The organism is Nocardia terpenica (genome assembly GCF_013186535.1).
Classification (GTDB): domain Bacteria; phylum Actinomycetota; class Actinomycetes; order Mycobacteriales; family Mycobacteriaceae; genus Nocardia; species Nocardia terpenica.
Genome location: NZ_JABMCZ010000003.1, coordinates 484,031 through 501,797 on the forward strand (window position 1 = coordinate 484,031; position 17,767 = coordinate 501,797).

Annotated in this window: 19 protein-coding genes and 3 tRNA genes; 10 read left to right on the forward strand and 12 right to left on the reverse strand. The window is 69.3% G+C overall.

The genetic code is table 11. The features are described from left to right. Positions 1-13 precede the first annotated feature (13 nt). The 3 genes from HPY32_RS23870 to HPY32_RS23880 form a co-directional block, all read right to left on the reverse strand. On the reverse strand, positions 14-931 hold the full coding sequence (locus tag HPY32_RS23870; RefSeq protein ID WP_156674704.1) for a hypothetical protein: 918 nt from the start codon (positions 929-931) through the stop codon (positions 14-16). 96 nt (positions 932-1,027) lie between these two features. Then, positions 1,028-1,165, reverse strand: a complete 138-nt coding sequence (locus tag HPY32_RS23875; protein ID WP_156674703.1) for a DUF8836 family protein — start codon at positions 1,163-1,165, stop codon at positions 1,028-1,030. A 97-nt stretch (positions 1,166-1,262) separates the two neighbouring features. Continuing rightward, positions 1,263-1,904, reverse strand: coding sequence for a TetR/AcrR family transcriptional regulator (locus HPY32_RS23880; RefSeq protein ID WP_067594230.1), 642 nt, complete (start codon positions 1,902-1,904; stop codon positions 1,263-1,265). An 83-nt stretch (positions 1,905-1,987) separates the two neighbouring features. Between HPY32_RS23880 and HPY32_RS23885 the strand changes: the two genes are divergently transcribed. Next, a complete protein-coding gene (locus HPY32_RS23885; protein WP_067594217.1) occupies positions 1,988-3,022 on the forward strand; it encodes an aldo/keto reductase in 1,035 nt (344 codons plus the stop codon). 1 nt (position 3,023) lies between these two features. Here HPY32_RS23885 and HPY32_RS23890 read toward each other — a convergent pair whose 3' ends face one another. The 3 genes from HPY32_RS23890 to HPY32_RS23900 all read right to left on the reverse strand — a co-directional run bounded on the left by HPY32_RS23890 (position 3,024) and on the right by HPY32_RS23900 (position 8,590). Next, the gene (locus HPY32_RS23890; RefSeq protein ID WP_067594213.1) at positions 3,024-7,163 is read right to left on the reverse strand and encodes a bifunctional nitrate reductase/sulfite reductase flavoprotein subunit alpha; all 4,140 of its coding nucleotides are present in this window, start codon (positions 7,161-7,163) and stop codon (positions 3,024-3,026) included. A gap of 115 nt (positions 7,164-7,278) precedes the next feature. After that, the gene (locus tag HPY32_RS23895; protein WP_067594211.1) at positions 7,279-7,983 is read right to left on the reverse strand and encodes a demethylmenaquinone methyltransferase; all 705 of its coding nucleotides are present in this window, start codon (positions 7,981-7,983) and stop codon (positions 7,279-7,281) included. 10 nt (positions 7,984-7,993) lie between these two features. Continuing rightward, complete coding sequence (locus HPY32_RS23900) at positions 7,994-8,590, reverse strand: TetR/AcrR family transcriptional regulator (RefSeq protein ID WP_082871745.1); 597 nt, start codon at positions 8,588-8,590, stop codon at positions 7,994-7,996. Between the two features lie 79 nt (positions 8,591-8,669). On the opposite strand from HPY32_RS23900, the gene HPY32_RS23905 reads away from it, so the two are divergent. Next, positions 8,670-9,458, forward strand: coding sequence for an alpha/beta fold hydrolase (locus tag HPY32_RS23905; RefSeq protein WP_082871936.1), 789 nt, complete (start codon positions 8,670-8,672; stop codon positions 9,456-9,458). 46 nt (positions 9,459-9,504) lie between these two features. Further along, positions 9,505-9,735: a hypothetical protein gene (locus HPY32_RS23910; protein ID WP_156674702.1), complete on the forward strand. Its 231-nt coding sequence runs from the start codon at positions 9,505-9,507 to the stop codon at positions 9,733-9,735. Between the two features lie 27 nt (positions 9,736-9,762). Here the strand turns inward: HPY32_RS23910 and HPY32_RS23915 are convergent, their stop codons facing one another. Further along, complete coding sequence (locus HPY32_RS23915) at positions 9,763-10,905, reverse strand: glycosyltransferase family 4 protein (RefSeq protein WP_171983035.1); 1,143 nt, start codon at positions 10,903-10,905, stop codon at positions 9,763-9,765. 85 nt (positions 10,906-10,990) lie between these two features. Further along, positions 10,991-11,392, reverse strand: a complete 402-nt coding sequence (locus HPY32_RS23920; protein ID WP_067594205.1) for a DUF3592 domain-containing protein — start codon at positions 11,390-11,392, stop codon at positions 10,991-10,993. A gap of 103 nt (positions 11,393-11,495) precedes the next feature. Between HPY32_RS23920 and HPY32_RS23925 the strand changes: the two genes are divergently transcribed. Beyond that, positions 11,496-11,999, forward strand: coding sequence for a DUF2505 domain-containing protein (locus HPY32_RS23925; RefSeq protein ID WP_067594203.1), 504 nt, complete (start codon positions 11,496-11,498; stop codon positions 11,997-11,999). A gap of 50 nt (positions 12,000-12,049) precedes the next feature. Here HPY32_RS23925 and HPY32_RS23930 read toward each other — a convergent pair whose 3' ends face one another. Genes HPY32_RS23930 through HPY32_RS23940 form a run of 3 tightly spaced genes read right to left on the reverse strand, consistent with a single transcriptional unit; the run spans position 12,050 to position 14,242 of the window. Continuing rightward, positions 12,050-12,508: a VOC family protein gene (locus HPY32_RS23930; RefSeq protein WP_067594201.1), complete on the reverse strand. Its 459-nt coding sequence runs from the start codon at positions 12,506-12,508 to the stop codon at positions 12,050-12,052. Between the two features lie 52 nt (positions 12,509-12,560). Further along, entirely contained in the window at positions 12,561-12,980 is a 420-nt protein-coding gene (locus HPY32_RS23935) for a helix-turn-helix domain-containing protein (protein WP_067594199.1), read from the reverse strand. Further along, the gene (locus HPY32_RS23940) at positions 12,980-14,242 is read right to left on the reverse strand and encodes a geranylgeranyl reductase family protein (protein WP_067594193.1); all 1,263 of its coding nucleotides are present in this window, start codon (positions 14,240-14,242) and stop codon (positions 12,980-12,982) included. The genes HPY32_RS23935 and HPY32_RS23940 overlap by 1 nt, the downstream gene beginning before the upstream one ends. Positions 14,243-14,393: 151 nt before the next feature. Here HPY32_RS23940 and HPY32_RS23945 point away from each other — a divergent pair, with 151 nt between their 5' ends. Then, the gene (locus HPY32_RS23945) at positions 14,394-15,416 is read left to right on the forward strand and encodes a polyprenyl synthetase family protein (RefSeq protein WP_067594190.1); all 1,023 of its coding nucleotides are present in this window, start codon (positions 14,394-14,396) and stop codon (positions 15,414-15,416) included. A gap of 66 nt (positions 15,417-15,482) precedes the next feature. Further along, entirely contained in the window at positions 15,483-16,370 is an 888-nt protein-coding gene (htpX, locus tag HPY32_RS23950; protein WP_067594188.1) for a zinc metalloprotease HtpX, read from the forward strand. Here htpX and HPY32_RS23955 read toward each other — a convergent pair. Next, positions 16,361-16,852, reverse strand: coding sequence for a YajQ family cyclic di-GMP-binding protein (locus HPY32_RS23955; RefSeq protein ID WP_067594186.1), 492 nt, complete (start codon positions 16,850-16,852; stop codon positions 16,361-16,363). The two genes, htpX and HPY32_RS23955, sit on opposite strands and share 10 nt — an antisense overlap. A gap of 153 nt (positions 16,853-17,005) precedes the next feature. Here HPY32_RS23955 and HPY32_RS23960 point away from each other — a divergent pair. From HPY32_RS23960 to rpmG, 4 genes are all read left to right on the forward strand, one after another. Then, a tRNA-Tyr gene (locus HPY32_RS23960) sits at positions 17,006-17,086 on the forward strand. Between the two features lie 230 nt (positions 17,087-17,316). After that, positions 17,317-17,389, forward strand: a tRNA-Thr gene (locus HPY32_RS23965). Between the two features lie 73 nt (positions 17,390-17,462). Further along, positions 17,463-17,535 (forward strand) — tRNA-Met (locus HPY32_RS23970). Positions 17,536-17,580: 45 nt separating this feature from the next. After that, positions 17,581-17,751, forward strand: coding sequence for a 50S ribosomal protein L33 (rpmG, locus tag HPY32_RS23975; RefSeq protein ID WP_011211653.1), 171 nt, complete (start codon positions 17,581-17,583; stop codon positions 17,749-17,751). The last annotated feature ends 16 nt before the right edge of the window (positions 17,752-17,767 follow it).

A 17,767-nucleotide genomic window follows, 5' to 3' on the forward strand; every position in this document is an offset into this window, starting at 1 on the left:
GGCGATCTCCTCCTCACCGGATACGTTTCCGCAACTCGGCCAACTCCGCCCGCGCGGCGTCAAGGTCTTTGCGCATCTCGGTGCGGATACGCGCGGCGTCTTCACGTTGAGCAGCCATGTCGGCAGCGCGCTGTTCGTGCACGGTCGTGATCACGTTCATCTGCGCGGTATGCAGCTTGTCAGCGCGGTGGTTCGCGTTGTCGCGCTCCGCTTCTGCGCGAGTACGAGCTGCTACAGCTGTATCCAGCTCATCACGCATCCGGGCCTCTTCGGCAGCAGCATCTTGCCGCAAGCGGTGCAGCGCTTGAACCGACTCCTCGCGAGCGGCGTCGCGCTGGGCGCACGCCTCGGCGATGCGCTGCTCGGCGCTGGTGGTGAGCTCGGCGATGCGCTGCTCGGCGTCGGCGGCAATTTCGTCGACACGGCGCATTGCGGCGTCGCGTTCGGCGATCGCTTCATCGGCCGCGACAGTTGCGACTGAACAAAGCTTTACCGCCTGGTCTCGCTCGTTGTTCGCAACTGTTGCTGCACTCTCTGCTGCCGCCTGCGCCAGCTTCGCCTCCGCGACACGCATATCGGCGTCGGCGATCTCGCGGGTGATCGCATCGGGATCGGAGATTGACGCGGCTAGCGTCTGTGCGTCCTGCATCAAGGCAGCGACCGCTCCGGCCATCTCATGCAACTGGGTGAGGAGTGCGGCAAGTTCGGCGGTGCCGTCAGTGACCGGACGACTCGCGGGCCGCGAATCCTGCGCGGCCTTCGCCTTGTCATCCTTGGCCCATTTCAGCCGTCGGTTGTATGCGTTACGTGCCGAATGCTTTGGGTCGGCACAGAATCCGCCACGTACGGCTTGCGCCGCGCATCGCCGGTCGCGGCTGAGCGGGAAGTTGCAGACATTGTCGGGATGTTGTGTGACGAGGCTGAGCGTCATGGTTGCTCCGGTGAGCTGAGTAGTGTGCGCAGTGCCGGAGTTCGTTTGCAGCTTGATCTGGTGAGGTGCACCCCGGCGAACGTTACCCGGTTATCTTCACGTGTCCTCGCTGACCTCCACCACGCCGCGCACGATCCGGACCTCGACCCGCCGCCCCGCCCGCGTCGCGGCTATCTCATAGCTGCGGCAGGCGCCGCCGGTATCCACGACAATCTCGACTCGATCACCCTTCATCTCCCAATTCTCGTCCCCACCAGCCATTTTCGCCGCTAACGAGTAGGTTGCGACGCGGCGGTGCACGTGCATTGTCGATCTCGGGCCGCGGCAGGTCTCACCGGGCGTGATCCGAACCGGAGCGCGCGGCCCGCGCGAACAGTCCCGCCCGGGCCGCGAGAACGGCCGAGTCGGCGGCGGTGACGGCGGTGTCGTCGTCGATGGGGTCGCCGCTGGCCAGCAGGCGGTAGTACAGCGGTGCGGAGACCGCGGAAAGTACTGCGCGGGGGTCGGTTTCGGGTGGTATTTCGCCGCGGGTGGCGGCGGCCTCGATGCACGGGGTCCATTCGGCGAGGCGGGTGTCGTAGAAGCGGTGCAGGGCCGCGGCGGCCTCGGGGTCCGAGGTTGCCGCGGCGACAAGGGATGTGAACAGCGGACCCTGCCGGGGATCGGTCAGCGTCGCGGCGACCAGGCGGGCGTTGGCGCGCAGGTCGCCGCGCAGCGAGCCGGTATCCGCGTGCGGCAGTGAGGTTTCCGCCATCTCGGTCAGCAGGTCGGCGACGAGTCCGGCCGGGGTGCGCCAGCGGCGGTACACGGTGGTCTTGCCGACCCCGGCCCGCGCCGCCACCTCGGCCAGGTCCAGTCGCGCGACGCCGTGCGCGGCCAGCAGGTCGCCCGCGACGCGCAGCACCGATTCGCGCACGCGCGCGGTCCGGCCGCCCGGCCGCAGCGAGCCCGGTGGGGGTGTGTCCGATGCCATAACGGTCCTCCAGTTCCGTTAACCGTGCCGTGAGTGTACATTCGGCGTTATTAATGAAACGACAGTCCCATTAGGAGTAAGTCATGGAGTATCGGCGCGTGGGTTCGTCGGGTCTGCTGGTTCCGGCGCTGAGCTTCGGCGCGGGCACCTTCGGCGGGCGCGGCGAACTGTTCTCGGCCTGGGGCGACACCGATGCGCGGCAGGCCCGCAGGCTGGTCGACATCGCCCTGGAGGCCGGGGTCACCCTGTTCGACACCGCGGACGTCTATTCGGACGGCGCCTCGGAAGAGGTGCTGGGCGAGGCGATCCGGGGCCGCCGCGACCGAGTCCTGCTGTCCACCAAGGCATCCCTGCCCACCGGGCCCGGGCCGCAACAGGCCGGGTCGGGTCGTGGCCGGTTGATCGGCGCGGTGGAATCGTCGCTGCGCCGCCTGGGCACCGACTACCTCGACCTGTTCCAGCTACACGCGTTCGACGCGGGCACCCCGGTGGAGGAGGTGCTGTCGGCCCTGCACGATCTGGTGCGCGCGGGCAAGATCCGCTACGTCGGCGCCTCCAACTTCGCGGGCTGGCAGCTGATGAAATCGCTGGCGGCGGCGGACCGATACGGCTTCCCCCGCTACGTCGCCCATCAGGTGTACTACTCGCTCGTCGGCCGCGACTACGAGTGGGAGCTCATGCCGCTGGGCAACGATCAGGGCGTGGGCGCGCTGGTCTGGAGCCCGCTCGGCTGGGGCAGGCTCACCGGCAGAATCCGTCGCGGCCAACCGCCTCCGGCCGACAGCCGCCTGCACCGGACCGCCGAGGCCGGGCCGCCCGTCGCCGACGACCTGCTCTACGACGTGGTCGACGTGCTCGACGAGATCGCCGCCGAGACCGGGCGATCGGTGCCGCAGATCGCCCTCAACTGGCTGCTCGCGCGCCCCACGGTGTCCTCGGTCATCGTCGGCGCCCGCAACGAGGACCAGCTGCGCCAGAACCTGGGCGCGGTGGGCTGGCGCCTGGATGCCGACCAGATCGCCCGCCTGGACCGGGCCAGCGCCGTCACCCCGCCCTATCCCCACTACCCGTACCACCGCCTGCCCGACTTCGCGCGGCTGAATCCGCCGCTGGTATAGGTCAGTACACGTCGCGGACGTAGCGCTTCTCGGCGACGAGCTGCTTCTTGAACGCGCGGGCGCCGTCGTCGTCGAGCCTGCCGTGCACCCGGGCGATCCGCAGCAGGGCATCGTCGACGTCGACGGCCATGCGGGTGGCGTCGCCGCAGACGTAGAGGTGACCGCCGTCCGATAGCCAGGCCCACAGCTCCGCCCCGTGCTCGATCATCTTGTGCTGCACGTAGATCCGCTCCCGCTGATCGCGGGAGAAGGCCAGGTCCAGCCGGGTGAGGAAGCCGGAGCGGAACATGTCCTCGATCTCGTCGCGGTAGTAGAAGTTGTCGGCGGCGTGCTGATCGCCGAAGAACAGCCAGTTGCGGCCGCCGCAGCCCAGCGCGCGCCGCTCCTGCAGGAAGCCGCGAAACGGCGCGATGCCGGTGCCTGGCCCCACCATGATCATCGGGGCGTTCCGGTCCAGCGGCGGTCGGAAATGCGGTGCGCGCTGCAGGAATACCGGCACCGCCGCCGCCCGGCCCCGGTCGGCGAGATAGGTCGAACAGACCCCGCCGCGCCGGGCGGCCGGGTCGCCGTAGCGCACCACGCCCACCGTCAGCTGCACCTCGCGCGGGCTCACCAGCGGACTGGAGGAGATCGAGTATTGGCGCGGCTGCAGCTTTTTCAGCGCGCCCAGCCATTCGACGAGATCGGCGCGCACCGGGAAGTCGCGCAGCACGTCGACGGCCTGCCGGTCCCACAGGTACTGGTCCAGCTCGTTGTTGTTGTCGTGGCGCAGCAGCTTGGCCAGCTGCGGGCTGGGGTTGTGCGCCGCGATGAAATTCAGCAGATCGTGGCTGACCCTGGTGATGTCGTAGTGGGTGCGCAGGGCCTGCTCGAAGGTCGGCTCGCGATCGTCGATTTCGATCAGGCGCTGTCCGTCCAGTCCGGTGACGGCGAGCCATTCCGCCACCAGCTCTTCGGAATTGGTGGGCCAGACGCCCAGCGAGTCGCCGACCTCGTAGCTGGCATCGCTGTCGGACAGGTCGAAACCGAACTGCCGCACCTCCTTCGCCGCGCCCGGCCGGGTCAGCAGTTCGTTGCGGATCAGCGGCGCGGCCAGCGGTGCGCTCCGGGTGAACTGCGCGGCCTGCTGCCGGGTGCGCTCGCGCACCGACGGGCGCGACAGCGTCATGGTCCGGCCCGCGGCCTGCGGGCGCGGGGGCGGCGAAAACGATTGCGGGACGGTGCTATCGGATTCGGAGCCGAGCGCCGCCAGCACCTCCTCGACCCAGTGCGACGACAGCGGATCGTGATCGGGTTCGCTGTCCACCCGCGGCAGCAGCCGAGTCGCGCCGTGCCCGGCGAGCGCGGTGTCGACCTTGCGGCCGTACCCGCAGAAGTCGTCGTAGGAGGAGTCGCCGAGGGCGAAGACCGCGTAGCGCAGTTCGGCCAGCCGAATCGCGCTCTCGTGCAGCCGATCCCAGAAATCCGCGCCGTTGTCCGGCGGGCCGCCGTCGCCGAACGTGCTGGTGATGACCAGGGCGTCGCCGATGAGATCGGTCAGCTCACAGGAATTCATCTCCAGCAGCCGCGGCGTGTACCCCGCCTCGGCCAGCCGGGTGGTCACCGTGGTGGCCAGCTCCTCGGCGGTCCCGGTCTGCGACGCCCACAGCACCGTGATCGCGCGGGCGCCGGAATCGGCAGGGGCCGTGGGTGTTTCGGCGGCGCGGGAGTACATGCCCGCCAGCAGCCCGTTCACCCAGGACCGGGCCCGGTCCGACAGCGGGGCCGACTCCGGCAGCACCGGCTGGCCCTGCACCGGAATCGCCTGCAACGCCGCGAGATATCCGGCGAGGTAGACCCGCTCGCTCTCGCCGAGCGTCGGTGTCGTCGCTGTATCGAGGCCGAGGACGGTGGCCAACGGATGCGCGGGTGCGCGGGTGGGCAGGGCGATGCCCGGCGCGGTCTCCGGTTCCGGGACCGCCGCCACCCGGCGCAGCGCCACCGCGCACACCTTGAATTCCGGCTGCAGCGAATCCGCGTCGACGGCGTCGTTGGTCACGGCGTTCACGGTCAGGTACTCGCCCTGCTCGTCGTTCCAGTGGAACGGCGCGAACGTGTTGCCGACCAGGACCCGATCGCTGACCAGCACCGGCAGCACCGCCCGCCCGCGGCGCGAGGCGATCTCGATCTGATCGCCGTCGCGCACCGCCAACCGCTCGGCATCGCCCGGATGGATCTCCAGGAACGGTTTCCCGTCCAGCCGAGTGAGCTTGTCGATCCGGCCCGTCTTGGTCATGGTGTGCCACTGATGCTGCAGGCGGCCGGTATTGAGCACGAACGGGTAATCGTCGTCCGGCATCTCGTCCGGCGCCAGGTGCGGGCGCGGCCAGAACACCGCGCGTCGACTGGGAGTGGCGAATGCCAGTGCGGGCCGATGGCCGTCCGCGTCGACGAACGGGTGTTGGCTCACGCCGTCGTTGCGATAGCGAATCGGGTTGCGCCGCCGGTCCGAATCGGGGCACGGCCACTGCATCGGTCCCGCGCGCAACGCGTCGTAGTCGATGCCGCGCAGGTCGTAACCCGTGGCCGGATTGGCGAAACCGCGGATCTCGTCGAAAACCTCGGCGCTGGAGGCGAAGTCGAAGCCGTCGAAGCCCATGGCGGTGGCGACGTCGGCGATCAGCCGCCAGTCCGGCCGGGCCTCGCCGACCGGGTCCACCGCGCGCCCCAGCAGCGAGACCGTGCGCTCCGAATTCACCATCACCCCTTCCGATTCCGTCCACAGCGTGGCGGGCAGCAGCACGTCGGCGTAGGCGGTGGTGGCGGTCTCGGTGTAGACGTCCTGCACGATCACCAGCTCGGCCGCCTCCAGCCCGGCGATGACCGTCTTGCGATTCGCCACGGTGGCAACGGGATTGCTGCAGATGATCCAGCACGCCTTGATCCGGCCCTCGGCCAGGCCGCGGAACATCTCGATGGTGCCCGGCCCGGCCTCGGCGCGGATGGTGCCGGGCTCGAGGCCCCAGGCGGTCTCGACGAAGGCGCGGTCGGCGGGGGAGAGCGTGCTGCGCTGCCCGGGCAGGCCCGGCCCCATGTAGCCCATCTCCCTGCCGCCCATGGCATTCGGCTGCCCGGTCAGCGAGAACGGCCCGCTGCCGGTGCGGCAGATCGCGCCCGTCGCCAGATGAAGATTGCAGAGCGCGTTGGTGTTCCAGGTGCCGTGCGTGGACTGGTTGAGACCCATCGTCCACAGCGACATCCACTCGCCCGCCTCGCCGATCCAGCGTGCCGCGGTGCGGATGTCGGCCTCGGCGAGGCCGGTGAGCTCGGCGACCCGGGCCGGGGGATAGTCGGCCAAAAACTCCGGCATGGCCGCCCAGCCCTCGGTGTGCTCGGCGATGAAATCCTTGTCGATGTCCCCGTTTTCGAGCAGCAGGTGCAGCAGCCCGTTCAGCAGCGCCAGATCGGTGCCGGGCGCGATCTGTAGGAAAAGGTCGGCGTGCGTGGCGGTTTCGGTGCGCCGCGGGTCCACCACGATCAGTCGCGCGCCCGCCTTGCGGCGATCGGCCATGCGCAGGAACAGGATCGGATGACAGTCGGCCATATTCGCGCCGATCACGAAGAACAGGTCGGCGTGGTCGATGTCGTCGTAGGAGCCGGGCGGGCCGTCCGCGCCCAGCGACTGCTTGTATCCGGTGCCCGCGCTGGCCATGCACAGCCGGGAGTTGGCCTCGATGTGGATGGTGCGCAGATAGCCCTTGGCCAGCTTGGTCGCCAGATACTGCGACTCCAGCGACATCTGCCCCGAAACGTAGAGGGCGACGGCGTCGGGTCCGTGCTCCTCGACGATCGCGCGCAACCGCTCGGCGGCGGCGCGGACGGCGTCGTCGACCGGGACCGGGGTGGGGGCCTGGCCGCGGGCGGGGCGCAGGTGGGCGGTGGTCATCCGGCCGGGTGCGCGCATCAGCTCGGCGTGGGTGGCGCCCTTGGTGCACAGGCGTCCGGCATTGACCGGGTGCAGCTTGTCGCCGCGCACCTTCGCGATGACCGGTGCGCCGTGCTCGCCGATGCCGGTCTCGACCGTGATCCCGCAGCCGACACCGCAGTACGAGCACGTCGTGGCGGTGGTCGTGGAACCGCGACCCGAAACTGTTTCCGGCATGAGCCGATCATCTCGACCCGCGATTGCACCGGATTTACCGAACGTTATCGCCAGGTGACGAAGCTCCGCACAGCCGTGACCGGCGGTTGTGAGGAGTGATCGATATCACCGGACGCTACTGCAGCTTGTACGCCCGATGCAGCGCGACGATCCCGCCGGTGAGATTGCGCCACTGCACCGCCGACCATCCGGCGTCGGCGATGCGCAGCGCCAGCTGCCGCTGATTCGGCCACGCCCGAATGGATTCGGCCAGATAGACGTAGGCGTCCGGATTGCTGCTCACGGCGCGCGCCACCCGCGGCAGCGCCCGCATCAGATACTCCATGTAGACGGTGCGGAACGGCCCGAACACCGGTGTGGAGAACTCCGCGACCACGAGCCGCCCGCCGGGCTTGGTCACCCGGAGCATCTCGCGCAGCGCCGCGTCCGATTCGGAGACATTGCGCAGCCCGTAGGAGATGGTGACCGCGTCGAACACCTCGTCCGCGAACGGCAGCGCGGTGGCGTCCCCGGCCACCATCGGCACCCTGCGGTGCCGCCCGGCCTCGAGCATGCCCTTGGAGAAGTCGGAGGCGACGCAGTAGGCGCCGGACTTGCCGAATTCCAGCGTCGACACCCCGGTCCCGGCGGCCAGGTCCAGCACCCGCTCGCCCGGCCGCAGCCCCAGCGCCCGCCGGGTCGCCCAGCGCCAGTACCGGTCCTGCCCTGCGGAGATCACGGTATTGGTGAGGTCGTACCGCTCGGCGACCCCGTCGAACATCGACGCCACCTCGTGCGGTTGCTTGTCCAGGGAGGCCCGGAACGACTCTGTCTTCGCCACGTCCCAGACACTATCTCGGCCAGGCGGCCAGGGCGTGCTCGGCAATGCGCTTCAGTTCGGACCGGTCGGCCCCGTCGCACGCCTGCACCGACATGCCCTGCACGGTGGCCGCGTAGAAGCTCGCCAGCCCGTCGGCGTCGGTGTCCGCGGGCAGTCGCCCGGCGTCGATATCGGCCGAAATCTTTTCGCGGAAGGCCGTTTTGGTGGCCTCGCGGAGTGCCCGCAGTTCGGCCCGCACGTCGTCGGCGGCCGGGGTGCAGTTGGTGGCCGCGGTAATGATCATGCAGCCGGGCGGATGGCTCGGGTCGGCGTAATCGGCGGCGGCGTCGAACAGCAGCCTGCGCAGCGCGGCATGGGCGGTCGGCTCCTCGGCGAGCGCCCGTTCGGTGAACGCGCCGTAGGTCTGCTGATAGTGCCGCACCGCGGCCGAGAACAGCGCCCGCTTGTCCCCGAACGCCGCGTACAGGCTCGGCGGCTTCACGCCGATGGTCTCGACCAGCGTCGAGATCGGCGTCGCCTCGTAGCCGTGCCGCCAGAACAGCCGCAGCGCCTGCTCCAGCGCCTGCTGCCGATCGAAGCCACGCGGCCTGCCTGCGGTTCTGCTCACCCGACCGATTGTATAGCGATCGCTACAGAGCGTGTTATGGTCTGTTCTGTAGCGACCGCTAAACAAACGAGGAGTGCCCGTGAGCCCCACGCCTGTTCGCCCCACCCTGGCCCGCACCGTGCTCGGCAGCGGCCCGGCCGTCCTGCTCGCACACGGCGCGGGCGGCGGCGTCCGCCCCAATTACGGCCCCGTCCTGGACGCGCTGGCCGAAGGGCACACCGTCATCGGCGCGGACTACCCGGGCGCGGGGGAGTCCGCCCCGGCGCTCGCGCCCCTGGAACTCGACGCGCTGGCCGACGAACTGGTCGCCGCCGCGGCCGCCGAGGGGCACGAGCGCTTCGCGGTCATCGGCTATTCGCTGGGCACCTCCGTCGCGGTGCGCATCGCCACGCGCTACCCGGAGCGGGTGAGGGCGCTGATCCTGACCGCGCCCTTCGCCCGCCCCGACAACCGCATGCTGCTGTTGCTGCAACTGTGGCGCGAGCTGTACCGCTCCGGCCGCCACGACCTGCTCGCCCGGTTCATGCAAACCGTGGCCTGGAGCGCCGAGCGGCTGGAAACCTTTGCGCCGCAGGAACTGTCGGCCATGCTCCAGGAGGCCGAGCGCACCTTCCCCACCGGCACCGCCGACCAGGCCGACCTCGGCGGCCGCGTCGACACCCGCGCCGAACTCGCCCGAATCCAGGTGCCCGCCCTGGTCGTCGTCACCACCGCCGACCTGCTCGTCCCCCCGTCGGTCCAATACGAGGTGGCCACCGGCATCCCCACCGCCCGCACCGCCGAACTCCCCACCGGCCACCTCCCCTTCGCCGAACGGCCCGACGAATGGGCGACCCTGATGACGAAATTCCTGGCCGAGGTCGAATAAAATGAGGTAGCAGCAGAGTATTCGCCCACGGCAGAGGAGTCTCGCCATGCGGATGAAAAGACTCGCAGCGTTATCGGCCGCCACCGTCCTCGCCGGTTCCGTGATCGGCGCCGGCGCGGCGGCCGCCCAACCCGGCACACCGATGTGCCCGATCTACGACCCCAGCAGCATCTTCTGCCACATGCCGCCGCCCGACAACGACCCCGACGACCAGCCCGGCAACGGTCGCAGCCTCGACCACAACTTCGATCGCGACCGCGATCAGGGGCTGCGCTGACCCCGCGCCGGGATCCGACGCCGGGGGTTATGCGGTGCGGTACAGGCTCTCCCGGTCGGTGCCGATGACCTCCGCGTAGTGCCCGAGCAGTTCGGTGCAGATGGCGGGCCAGGTGCGATGCAGCACGGATTTGCGTGCGGCGGTGGCGAATCGGGCCCGAAGCTGCGGATCACGCAGCGCCGCAACGGCACTGGGAAGCAGCTCGGTGAAGCGATCCACCGGCAGCAGATAGCCGTTGCGGCAGTGGGCGATCAGATCGCGCGGACCACCGGCGTCCGGGCCGATCACCGGCAGCCCGGAGGCCAGCGCCTCCTGCACGCCCTGGCAGAACGTCTCGTGCTCGCCGGGATGCACCATCACGTCGAGGCTCGCGTACGCCCGCGCCAGCTCGGCCCCGCCGAGCTCGCCGGTGAATACCGCCGTCGGCAGCAGCCGGGCCAGCCGCGCCCGATCCGGGCCGTCGCCGACCACCACCAGCTGGATGTCCGGATCGTCGGCGAGCGCCGCCAGCCGCTCCACATGCTTCTCCGGGGCCAACCGCCCGACGAATCCGACGATCAGCTTCTCCTGCGGCGACCAGTCCGCCCGCAGCCCGGCCTGCCGCTCGGACGGGGTGAAGCGGCCGATGTCGACCCCGCGCGCCCACCGGTGCACCCGCGGAATGCCGTGCTGCGCAAGGTCTTCCGCGGCGGCCGTGGACGGCGCCAGGGTGCGCGCGGCGCGCTCGTGGATGCGGCGCGTCCAGGCCCACGCGGCCCGGCGCGCCGGGCCCAGCCCGTAGCTCTTGGCGAATCCGGCCACATCGGTCTGATAGATCGCCACCGCGGGCAGATCCAGCCGCACCGCCGCCGCCACCCCGCCCGCGCCCAGCAGGAACGGCGAGGCCAGATGCACCACGTCGGCATCGAAGTCGTCGATCGCCGCGGTGATGCCCGGCTGCGGCAACCCCACCGGCAGCGAACTGATCCTGGGCACCATCACCGCGGGCACCCGCACCACCGGGAAGCGTCCGTGCTCGCGCGGCGCCGGCGGCAGTCCACGCGGGGTATCCGGCGCGATGACCAGTGCCTCGTGTCCGTGCCGCTCCAGGTGATCGAGCACCTGCAGCACGGAGTTCACGACGCCGTTCATATTCGGCAGAAACGACTCCGCGACTATCGCTACTCGCACAATTCGAGTGTGCGCACCACGGCACGCCGAGCCGCCAAGCCCGTGTAACACCCACGCGAAGATCCGGCGAACACTCCACGACGCGTCACCTGCGCCGCTCGAACCTCCGGATCAGCCACAGCGCCGGTAGCGCCACCCCCCACGCCACCACGATCACCGACAGCGCCGGGATGATCGCCACCCGGGCGTCGCGACCGGCGACCCGCACCAACTCCGGATCCTTCTTGCTGTACTCGACATTGATGCGTTCGCCGGCGGTGAGCCGGGTGGGATAGAGCACGCCCACCTTCGGATTGTGCGTGACACCATCGGGCGTGACATAGGTGACCGCCGAGCGCAATCGGCCCGCCGACAGCACCTCGGCACTGGTCACGCCCTTGTTCGAGCTGATGAGCAGGTCGTCGCGCCAGGCAGCCAGCACCAGCAGCACCGCCAGCACGCTCACCGTCGCCGCGGCGATCACGACCCCGATCCTGGTGCGCCGCAAGCGAGTCGAGCGGCGGTCTCCGGCACGCCCGGACCGGCGATCAGACTGCGTGGTTTCCGACACTGCTCCAGGCTAGGACACGGCTCCGATAGCGTGTGCGCCCATGTCCCGAAAATTCAGCTTCACCGTGTCATACAGCGTCTCGGTAGAAGAGCTTCACCGGGCGATCACCAACGACGAACTCTGGCAGGCCAGGTTCTCCGGCGCGGAGACCGCGACCCTGGACCTGTCGCACCCCGAAGGCCCCGACACCATCCGCATCCGGATGACCGAACGGGCCAGCCAGGACAAGATTCCCGCGGTCGTGAGCAAGGTGCTCAAGAACGAACTCGTGCTCGAGCGCACCGACGACTGGGGTCCGCTGCGGGACGACACCGCCCGCGGCACCTTCGTGGGCAACACCACGGGCATCACGACCGAGATGAGCGGCACCTACGAGATGCGTTCCACCGCCGAAGGCTCGGAGATCGAGGTCGCGGGCACCGTGGAGGTCAAGGTGCCGCTGGTCGGCGCCGCCATCGAACCGCTCGCCGAGCAACTGCAGCACCGCGTGGTGAACAGCGAGCGCAAGTTCATCGAAAGCTGGCTGGCCACCGCCGACGCCTGATCCGACCGCACCGCGGAAGCGAGCCCTACCCGGGCTCGCTTCCGCGTGCCCTACCCGCGGGCCGAATCCGCACCGGGGCCGAACGCCCCGCCGTCGTACTCGTGCTGCTCGACGATCACGAGCCAGTTCCCGGAGTTGTCCCGGATGATCGCCTCCACCCCGTAGGGGCGTTCCGCGGGCGGCTGCACGAATTCCACGCCCTTGGCGGTCAGTTCCTCGAAGGTCTTGTGGCAGTCGTCGGTGGCCAGGCCGAGCGCCCCGTGCGTGCCGTTCGCCATCGAGCGCCGGATGGCCTCGGCCAGGTGCGCGTCCAGCGGCGGGCCCGGCACCATCAGCGTCACCTCCAGTTCCGGATGCTCGGGATGCGCGACGGTTACCCATCGGAAACCGTTGTCGCCCATGGTGATGTCCGTGGTCTCCACGAACCCGAGCTTGTCGATGTACCAGTTCTTCGCCTCGTCCTGGTCGTTCACGTAGATGGTGACCAGGGAAACGTTGGTGATTGCCATGCGCAGAGGCTAATTCTCGGCGACCCGGCCGTGCTTCTCGAAAATTGCGAAACTACTCGGCACGCCTGCGGTCCGACAGCCCGTGCATGAACACGTAGCACCCGGGGATCCGCGGCGCCCCGTCCGCGGCGAACTTGGCCTGGTAGGCCGACGGCGACATGCCCACCAGCTCGGTGAACTTGCGGCTGAACGACCCCAGGCTGCTGTAGCCGACCAGCACGCACGCCTCGGTGACCGTGATGTTGGTGGCGCGCAACAGATCCTGCGCGCGCTCGATGCGGCGCTCGGCCAGATACAGCGCGGGCGTGCGGCCGTAGGTCGCCGCGAAACAGCGCAGGAAGTGATACTTCGACACCCCCGCCGCGGCGGCCAGCCCGTCCAGATCGAGCGGTTCGGCGTAGTGGCGGTCGGCCAGATCCCGGGCCCGGCGCAGATGCGGCAGCAGGTCCTCGGGCACCGACCGCGCGTCCATCAGGAGAACGGCCGCGGCGCGTCGAACCGCAGCGACGTCCGGCCCGCGGCCCGCCAGGTGCGGGCGACCAGATCGGCGTCGTCGTCGGTCACCAGATTGCCCATTACCCGAACGGCGGTGTGCTGCAAGAACTTCGACCGCATCACCGGCGGACCGCCGGTGGGCACCATGCGCGGATGGGTGGCCAGCGCGGCGATCCGGCGCGCGACCGAGAAGGTGCGGCCGTAGCGGGCGCGCAGCAGATCCGGCCACACCGCGGTCAGATCCGGCTCGTCGAGCAGGTCCGCCAGCAGATGCCCGCCCTCGAGCCCGTAGTCGATGCCCTCGCCGTTGAGCGGATTCACACACCCCGCGGCGTCGCCGACCAGCGCCCAGTTGCGCCCGGCCACATTCGAGACCGCACCGCCCATCGGCAGCAGCGCCGAGGTGATCGCGCGCGCCTCGCCCTCGAGCTGCCACTCCGGCCGCCGCAGCGAAACATAGTGTTGCAGTAGCGGTTTCAGCGCGACATGGGAGGGGCGCCGCTCGGTCGCCAGCGAGCCGACGCCGATGTTCACCTCGCCGTTGCCGAGCGGGAACACCCAGCCGTAGCCCGGCACCATGCCGCCGTCGGCGTCGCGCAGCTCCAGGTGCGAGGTGATCCACTCGTCGTCGCTGCGCGCCGAGGTGATGTAGGCGCGCGCGGCCACGCCGTAGGCGAAGCGGCGATGCCAGGTGCGCCCCAGCAGCTTTCCGATCGGCGAGCGCACCCCGTCGGCGACGATCAGGACGCGGCAACCGATCTCGCGCACCCCGGCGTCGGTGCGTACGGTCACCCCGGTGACCCGGTCGCCGTCGCGCAGCACGTCCAGCACCCGGACGCCATCGATGGCCCGCGCCCCCGACTTGATCGCGGTCTCGCGCAGCTTGTCGTCGAGTTCGGTACGGGGGACGGCACTTCCGTAGGTGGGGAACGAACCCCCGGGCCAGGGCAGTTCGACCTCCCGCCCGAAACCGCACATGCGCAGCCCGCGATTGACCGTGTGCGCCCGCACCCACTCGGCGAGGCCGAGCTGTTCCAGTTCCGCCGTGGCGCGCGGGGTCAGCCCGTCGCCGCAGGTCTTGTCGCGGGGGAAGACCGCCGCATCGACGAGCAGCACGTCGCGGCCCGCTCGCGCCGCCCAGGCGGCCGCCGCCGAACCCGCGGGTCCCGCGCCCACCACCAGCACGTCCACTCGCGCGGGCAGCGCGTCCGTCGCCGCGGTGCCATCCGATGCAACCATGAGATCAATACTGGCAGCCCCGTCCGAGGGGTGTCGATTCCCCCATCCGCCGAGTGTCTGATTCGTCCCAGAGTGATGGTGTTCATGGGAGCCGCGGAGTCGACACGCTAGGTTCTTCGGTGTGGGGACGGACGCGGCATTGGGAGACGGTATGAGCATATCGGCTGTGAGCGACAGCGACACGGTGGTCGCCGGGGTGGATCTCGGCGACCCCGAGCTGGCGGCGACCGTCCGCAACGGCCTCGAAGACGTCGAGAAGCTGCTGGTCAGTGAGCTTTCCGAGGGCGAGGAGTTCCTGCAGGAGGCGGCGCTGCACCTGGCGAAGGCCGGAGGCAAGCGATTTCGCCCGCTGTTCACCATCCTCACCGGACAGCTCGGCCCGCGCCCGACCGACCCCGATCTGGTCACCGCCGGCACCGTGGTGGAGCTGGTGCACCTGGCCACGCTGTACCACGACGACGTGATGGACGAGGCGTCGATGCGGCGCGGCGCGGTCAGCGTGAACTCGCGCTGGAGCAACAGCGTCGCCATCCTCGCCGGGGACTACCTGTTCGCGCACGCCTCCCGCCTGGTGTCCACCCTCGGCCACGAGGCGGTGCGCACCATCGCCGAGACCTTCGCCGAGCTGGTCACCGGCCAGATGCGAGAGACCTTGGGCGCCAAGCAATCCCAGGATCCGGTCGAGCACTACCTGCGGGTGGTGTGGGAGAAGACCGGTTCGCTGATCGCCGCCGCGGGCCGGTTCGGCGGCACCTTCTCCGGCGCGGACCCCGAGCACGTGGAGCGGCTGGCCCGCCTCGGCGACGCGGTCGGCACCGCCTTCCAGATCTCCGACGACATCATCGATATCTCCTCGGTCTCCGAGCAGTCGGGCAAGACCCCCGGCACCGATCTGCGCGAGGGCGTACACACCCTGCCGGTGCTGTACGCGCTGCGCGACGAGGGCGCCGAGGGCGACCGACTGCGCAAGCTGCTGGCCCACCCCCTGCAAACCGACGCCGAGGTCACCGAGGCCCTGGACCTGCTGTCCCGCTCCCGCGGCATGGTGCTGGCCAAGGAAAAACTGCACGGCTACGCCGACATCGCCCACGCCGAACTGTCCGCCCTCCCCCCCGGCCCGGCCAACGACGCCCTCGAACAGCTGGTCCGCTACACCATCGAACGCGTGGGATAGTCCTCGGAACTCAGGTCTCGCTTCCTTCGTTGACCTGGTGTAATGCAACCGAGCGAGGCAGGTGCGATGCACGGGCAGGGGTATGCGAACGGACTGAAAACCTTCGGGCTGATGGTGGGTCTGTCGGCGCTGATCGTGGTCGCCGGGGCGATGTTCCGCAGTCCGGCCATTCTGCTGCTCGCGATTCTGCTGGCCGTCGGCATGAATGCCTACGCCTACTTCAACAGCGACAGGCTCGCGCTGCGGGCCATGCACGCGCAGCCGGTCTCCGAGCTGGAGGCGCCGGTCATGTACCGGATCGTGCGCGAACTCGCGACCGCCGCCCGCCAACCCATGCCCCGGCTGTACATCAGCCCGACCAACGCCCCCAACGCCTTCGCCACCGGCCGCAGTCCGCGACACGCGGCGGTCTGCTGCACCAGCGGCATCCTGCAGATCCTCGACGAGCGGGAGCTGCGGGCGGTGCTCGGGCACGAGCTCTCGCACGTCTACAACCGCGACATCCTGATCTCCTCGGTCGCCGGTGCGCTGGCCGCGGTCATCTCCGGCCTGGCCAACCTGGCCTTCTTCGCGACCGCCTTCGGTGGCGGCAACCGTAACGGGGAGGGCCCCAACATCATCGGCGTGCTGCTGGTCTCGCTGCTCGGCCCGATCGCCGCCACGCTCATCAAGCTGGCCGTGTCCCGCTCCCGCGAATATCAGGCCGATCAGGACGGGGCGACCCTCACCGGTGACCCGCTCGCGCTGGCCTCGGCCCTGCGCAAGCTCGAGCGCGGCACCCAGGCGGCCCCCCTGCCGCCGGAGCCGCAGCTCACCGCCCAGTCACACCTGATGATCGCCAACCCGTTCCGCACCGGCGACCGGATGGCGCGGTGGTACTCCACCCACCCGCCGATGGCGGACCGGATCGCCCGCCTGGAGCAGATGGCCGGGGGTCCCCGGAACTACCGGTAGTTCACGAACTGCAGGGCGACGTCGAAATCGCCGTTCTTCAGCAGCGCGATGACGGCCTGCAGATCGTCGCGCTTCTTGCCGCTGACGCGCAGCTCCTCGCCCTGGATCTGGGCCTTCACGCCCTTGGGACCCTCGTCGCGAATCTTCTTGGCGATCTTCTTCGCATTGTCCGGGGAGATGCCCTGCACCAGATTTCCTGTGATCTTGTACACCTTTCCGGACGCCTGCGGGTCGCCGGCGTCGAAGGCCTTCAGCGAGATGTCGCGGCGAATCAGCTTCTCCTTGAAGACCTCCAGCGCCGCCTTGACCCGGTCCTCCGACTCGGCCGACAACACGATCTTCTCCTCGCCGGACCATTCGATACTCGCGCCGGTACCGCGGAAGTCGTAGCGGGTGTTCAGCTCCTTGGCCGCCTGGTTCAGCGCGTTGTCGACCTCCTGACGATCGACCTTGCTGACGACATCGAATGACGAATCGGCCACACTGCGCTCCTGTCTGACGGGCTGGGTTGCTATCGCAGCAGTTCTACCCCGGCGGGCCGACGTTAGTCGCCCGGCACCCCGGTAGCCAGCTGGTTTGCATCTCGCACCCGGGTTCGTTGTATCCTTCTCAGCGCGCTCGAACAGCGCGGGTACGGCACGTTGCCCGAGTGGCCAAAGGGAGCTGACTGTAAATCAGCCGCGAAAGCTTCGGAGGTTCGAATCCTTCACGTGCCACCTCACGGCCCCTGTGGACTTCGTCCACAGGGGTCATTTGTTTGCAAGGGGTCCGCAGGGGGCAGTTGCTTCCGGGTTGCGGGTCGTCGCTTCCGGCCCACTACCGCCGTCGGTTCTGAAAACCGGCTCTGAACAGCCGGTTTGGAGCAACGCCGGGTGTATGTGTAACCTCGTTCAAGGCTTCGGCGCCCCGGGTGCGAGCGATCGTGACTCGGAGCGGTTGTAGTCATGCCCCCTTAGCTCAGTCGGCAGAGCGTTTCCATGGTAAGGAAAAGGTCAACGGTTCGATTCCGTTAGGGGGCTCGCCGGATTGCCGGTGGTGACCGACTCGGCACTCCAAGACCGGGGCCGTTGCCTCCGCATACCGCGCATGTAAGGCGGTGTAGCTCAGGCGGTAGAGCAAACGACTCATAATCGTTGTGTCGCCGGTTCGAGTCCGGCCATCGCTACCCATACTGATTGACCCTCTAGGTTGACCGGAAAGAAGGCATATCGTGGCCGCGAAGTCCACCGATGTCCGGCCAAAGATCACCTTGGCCTGCGAGCAGTGCAAGCACCGCAACTACATCACCAAGAAGAACCGCCGGAACGACCCGGATCGGCTGGAGCTGAAGAAGTTCTGCCCGAACTGCGGCACGCACCGGGCGCACCGCGAATCTCGCTAACTTCTCCTCGCGTGCA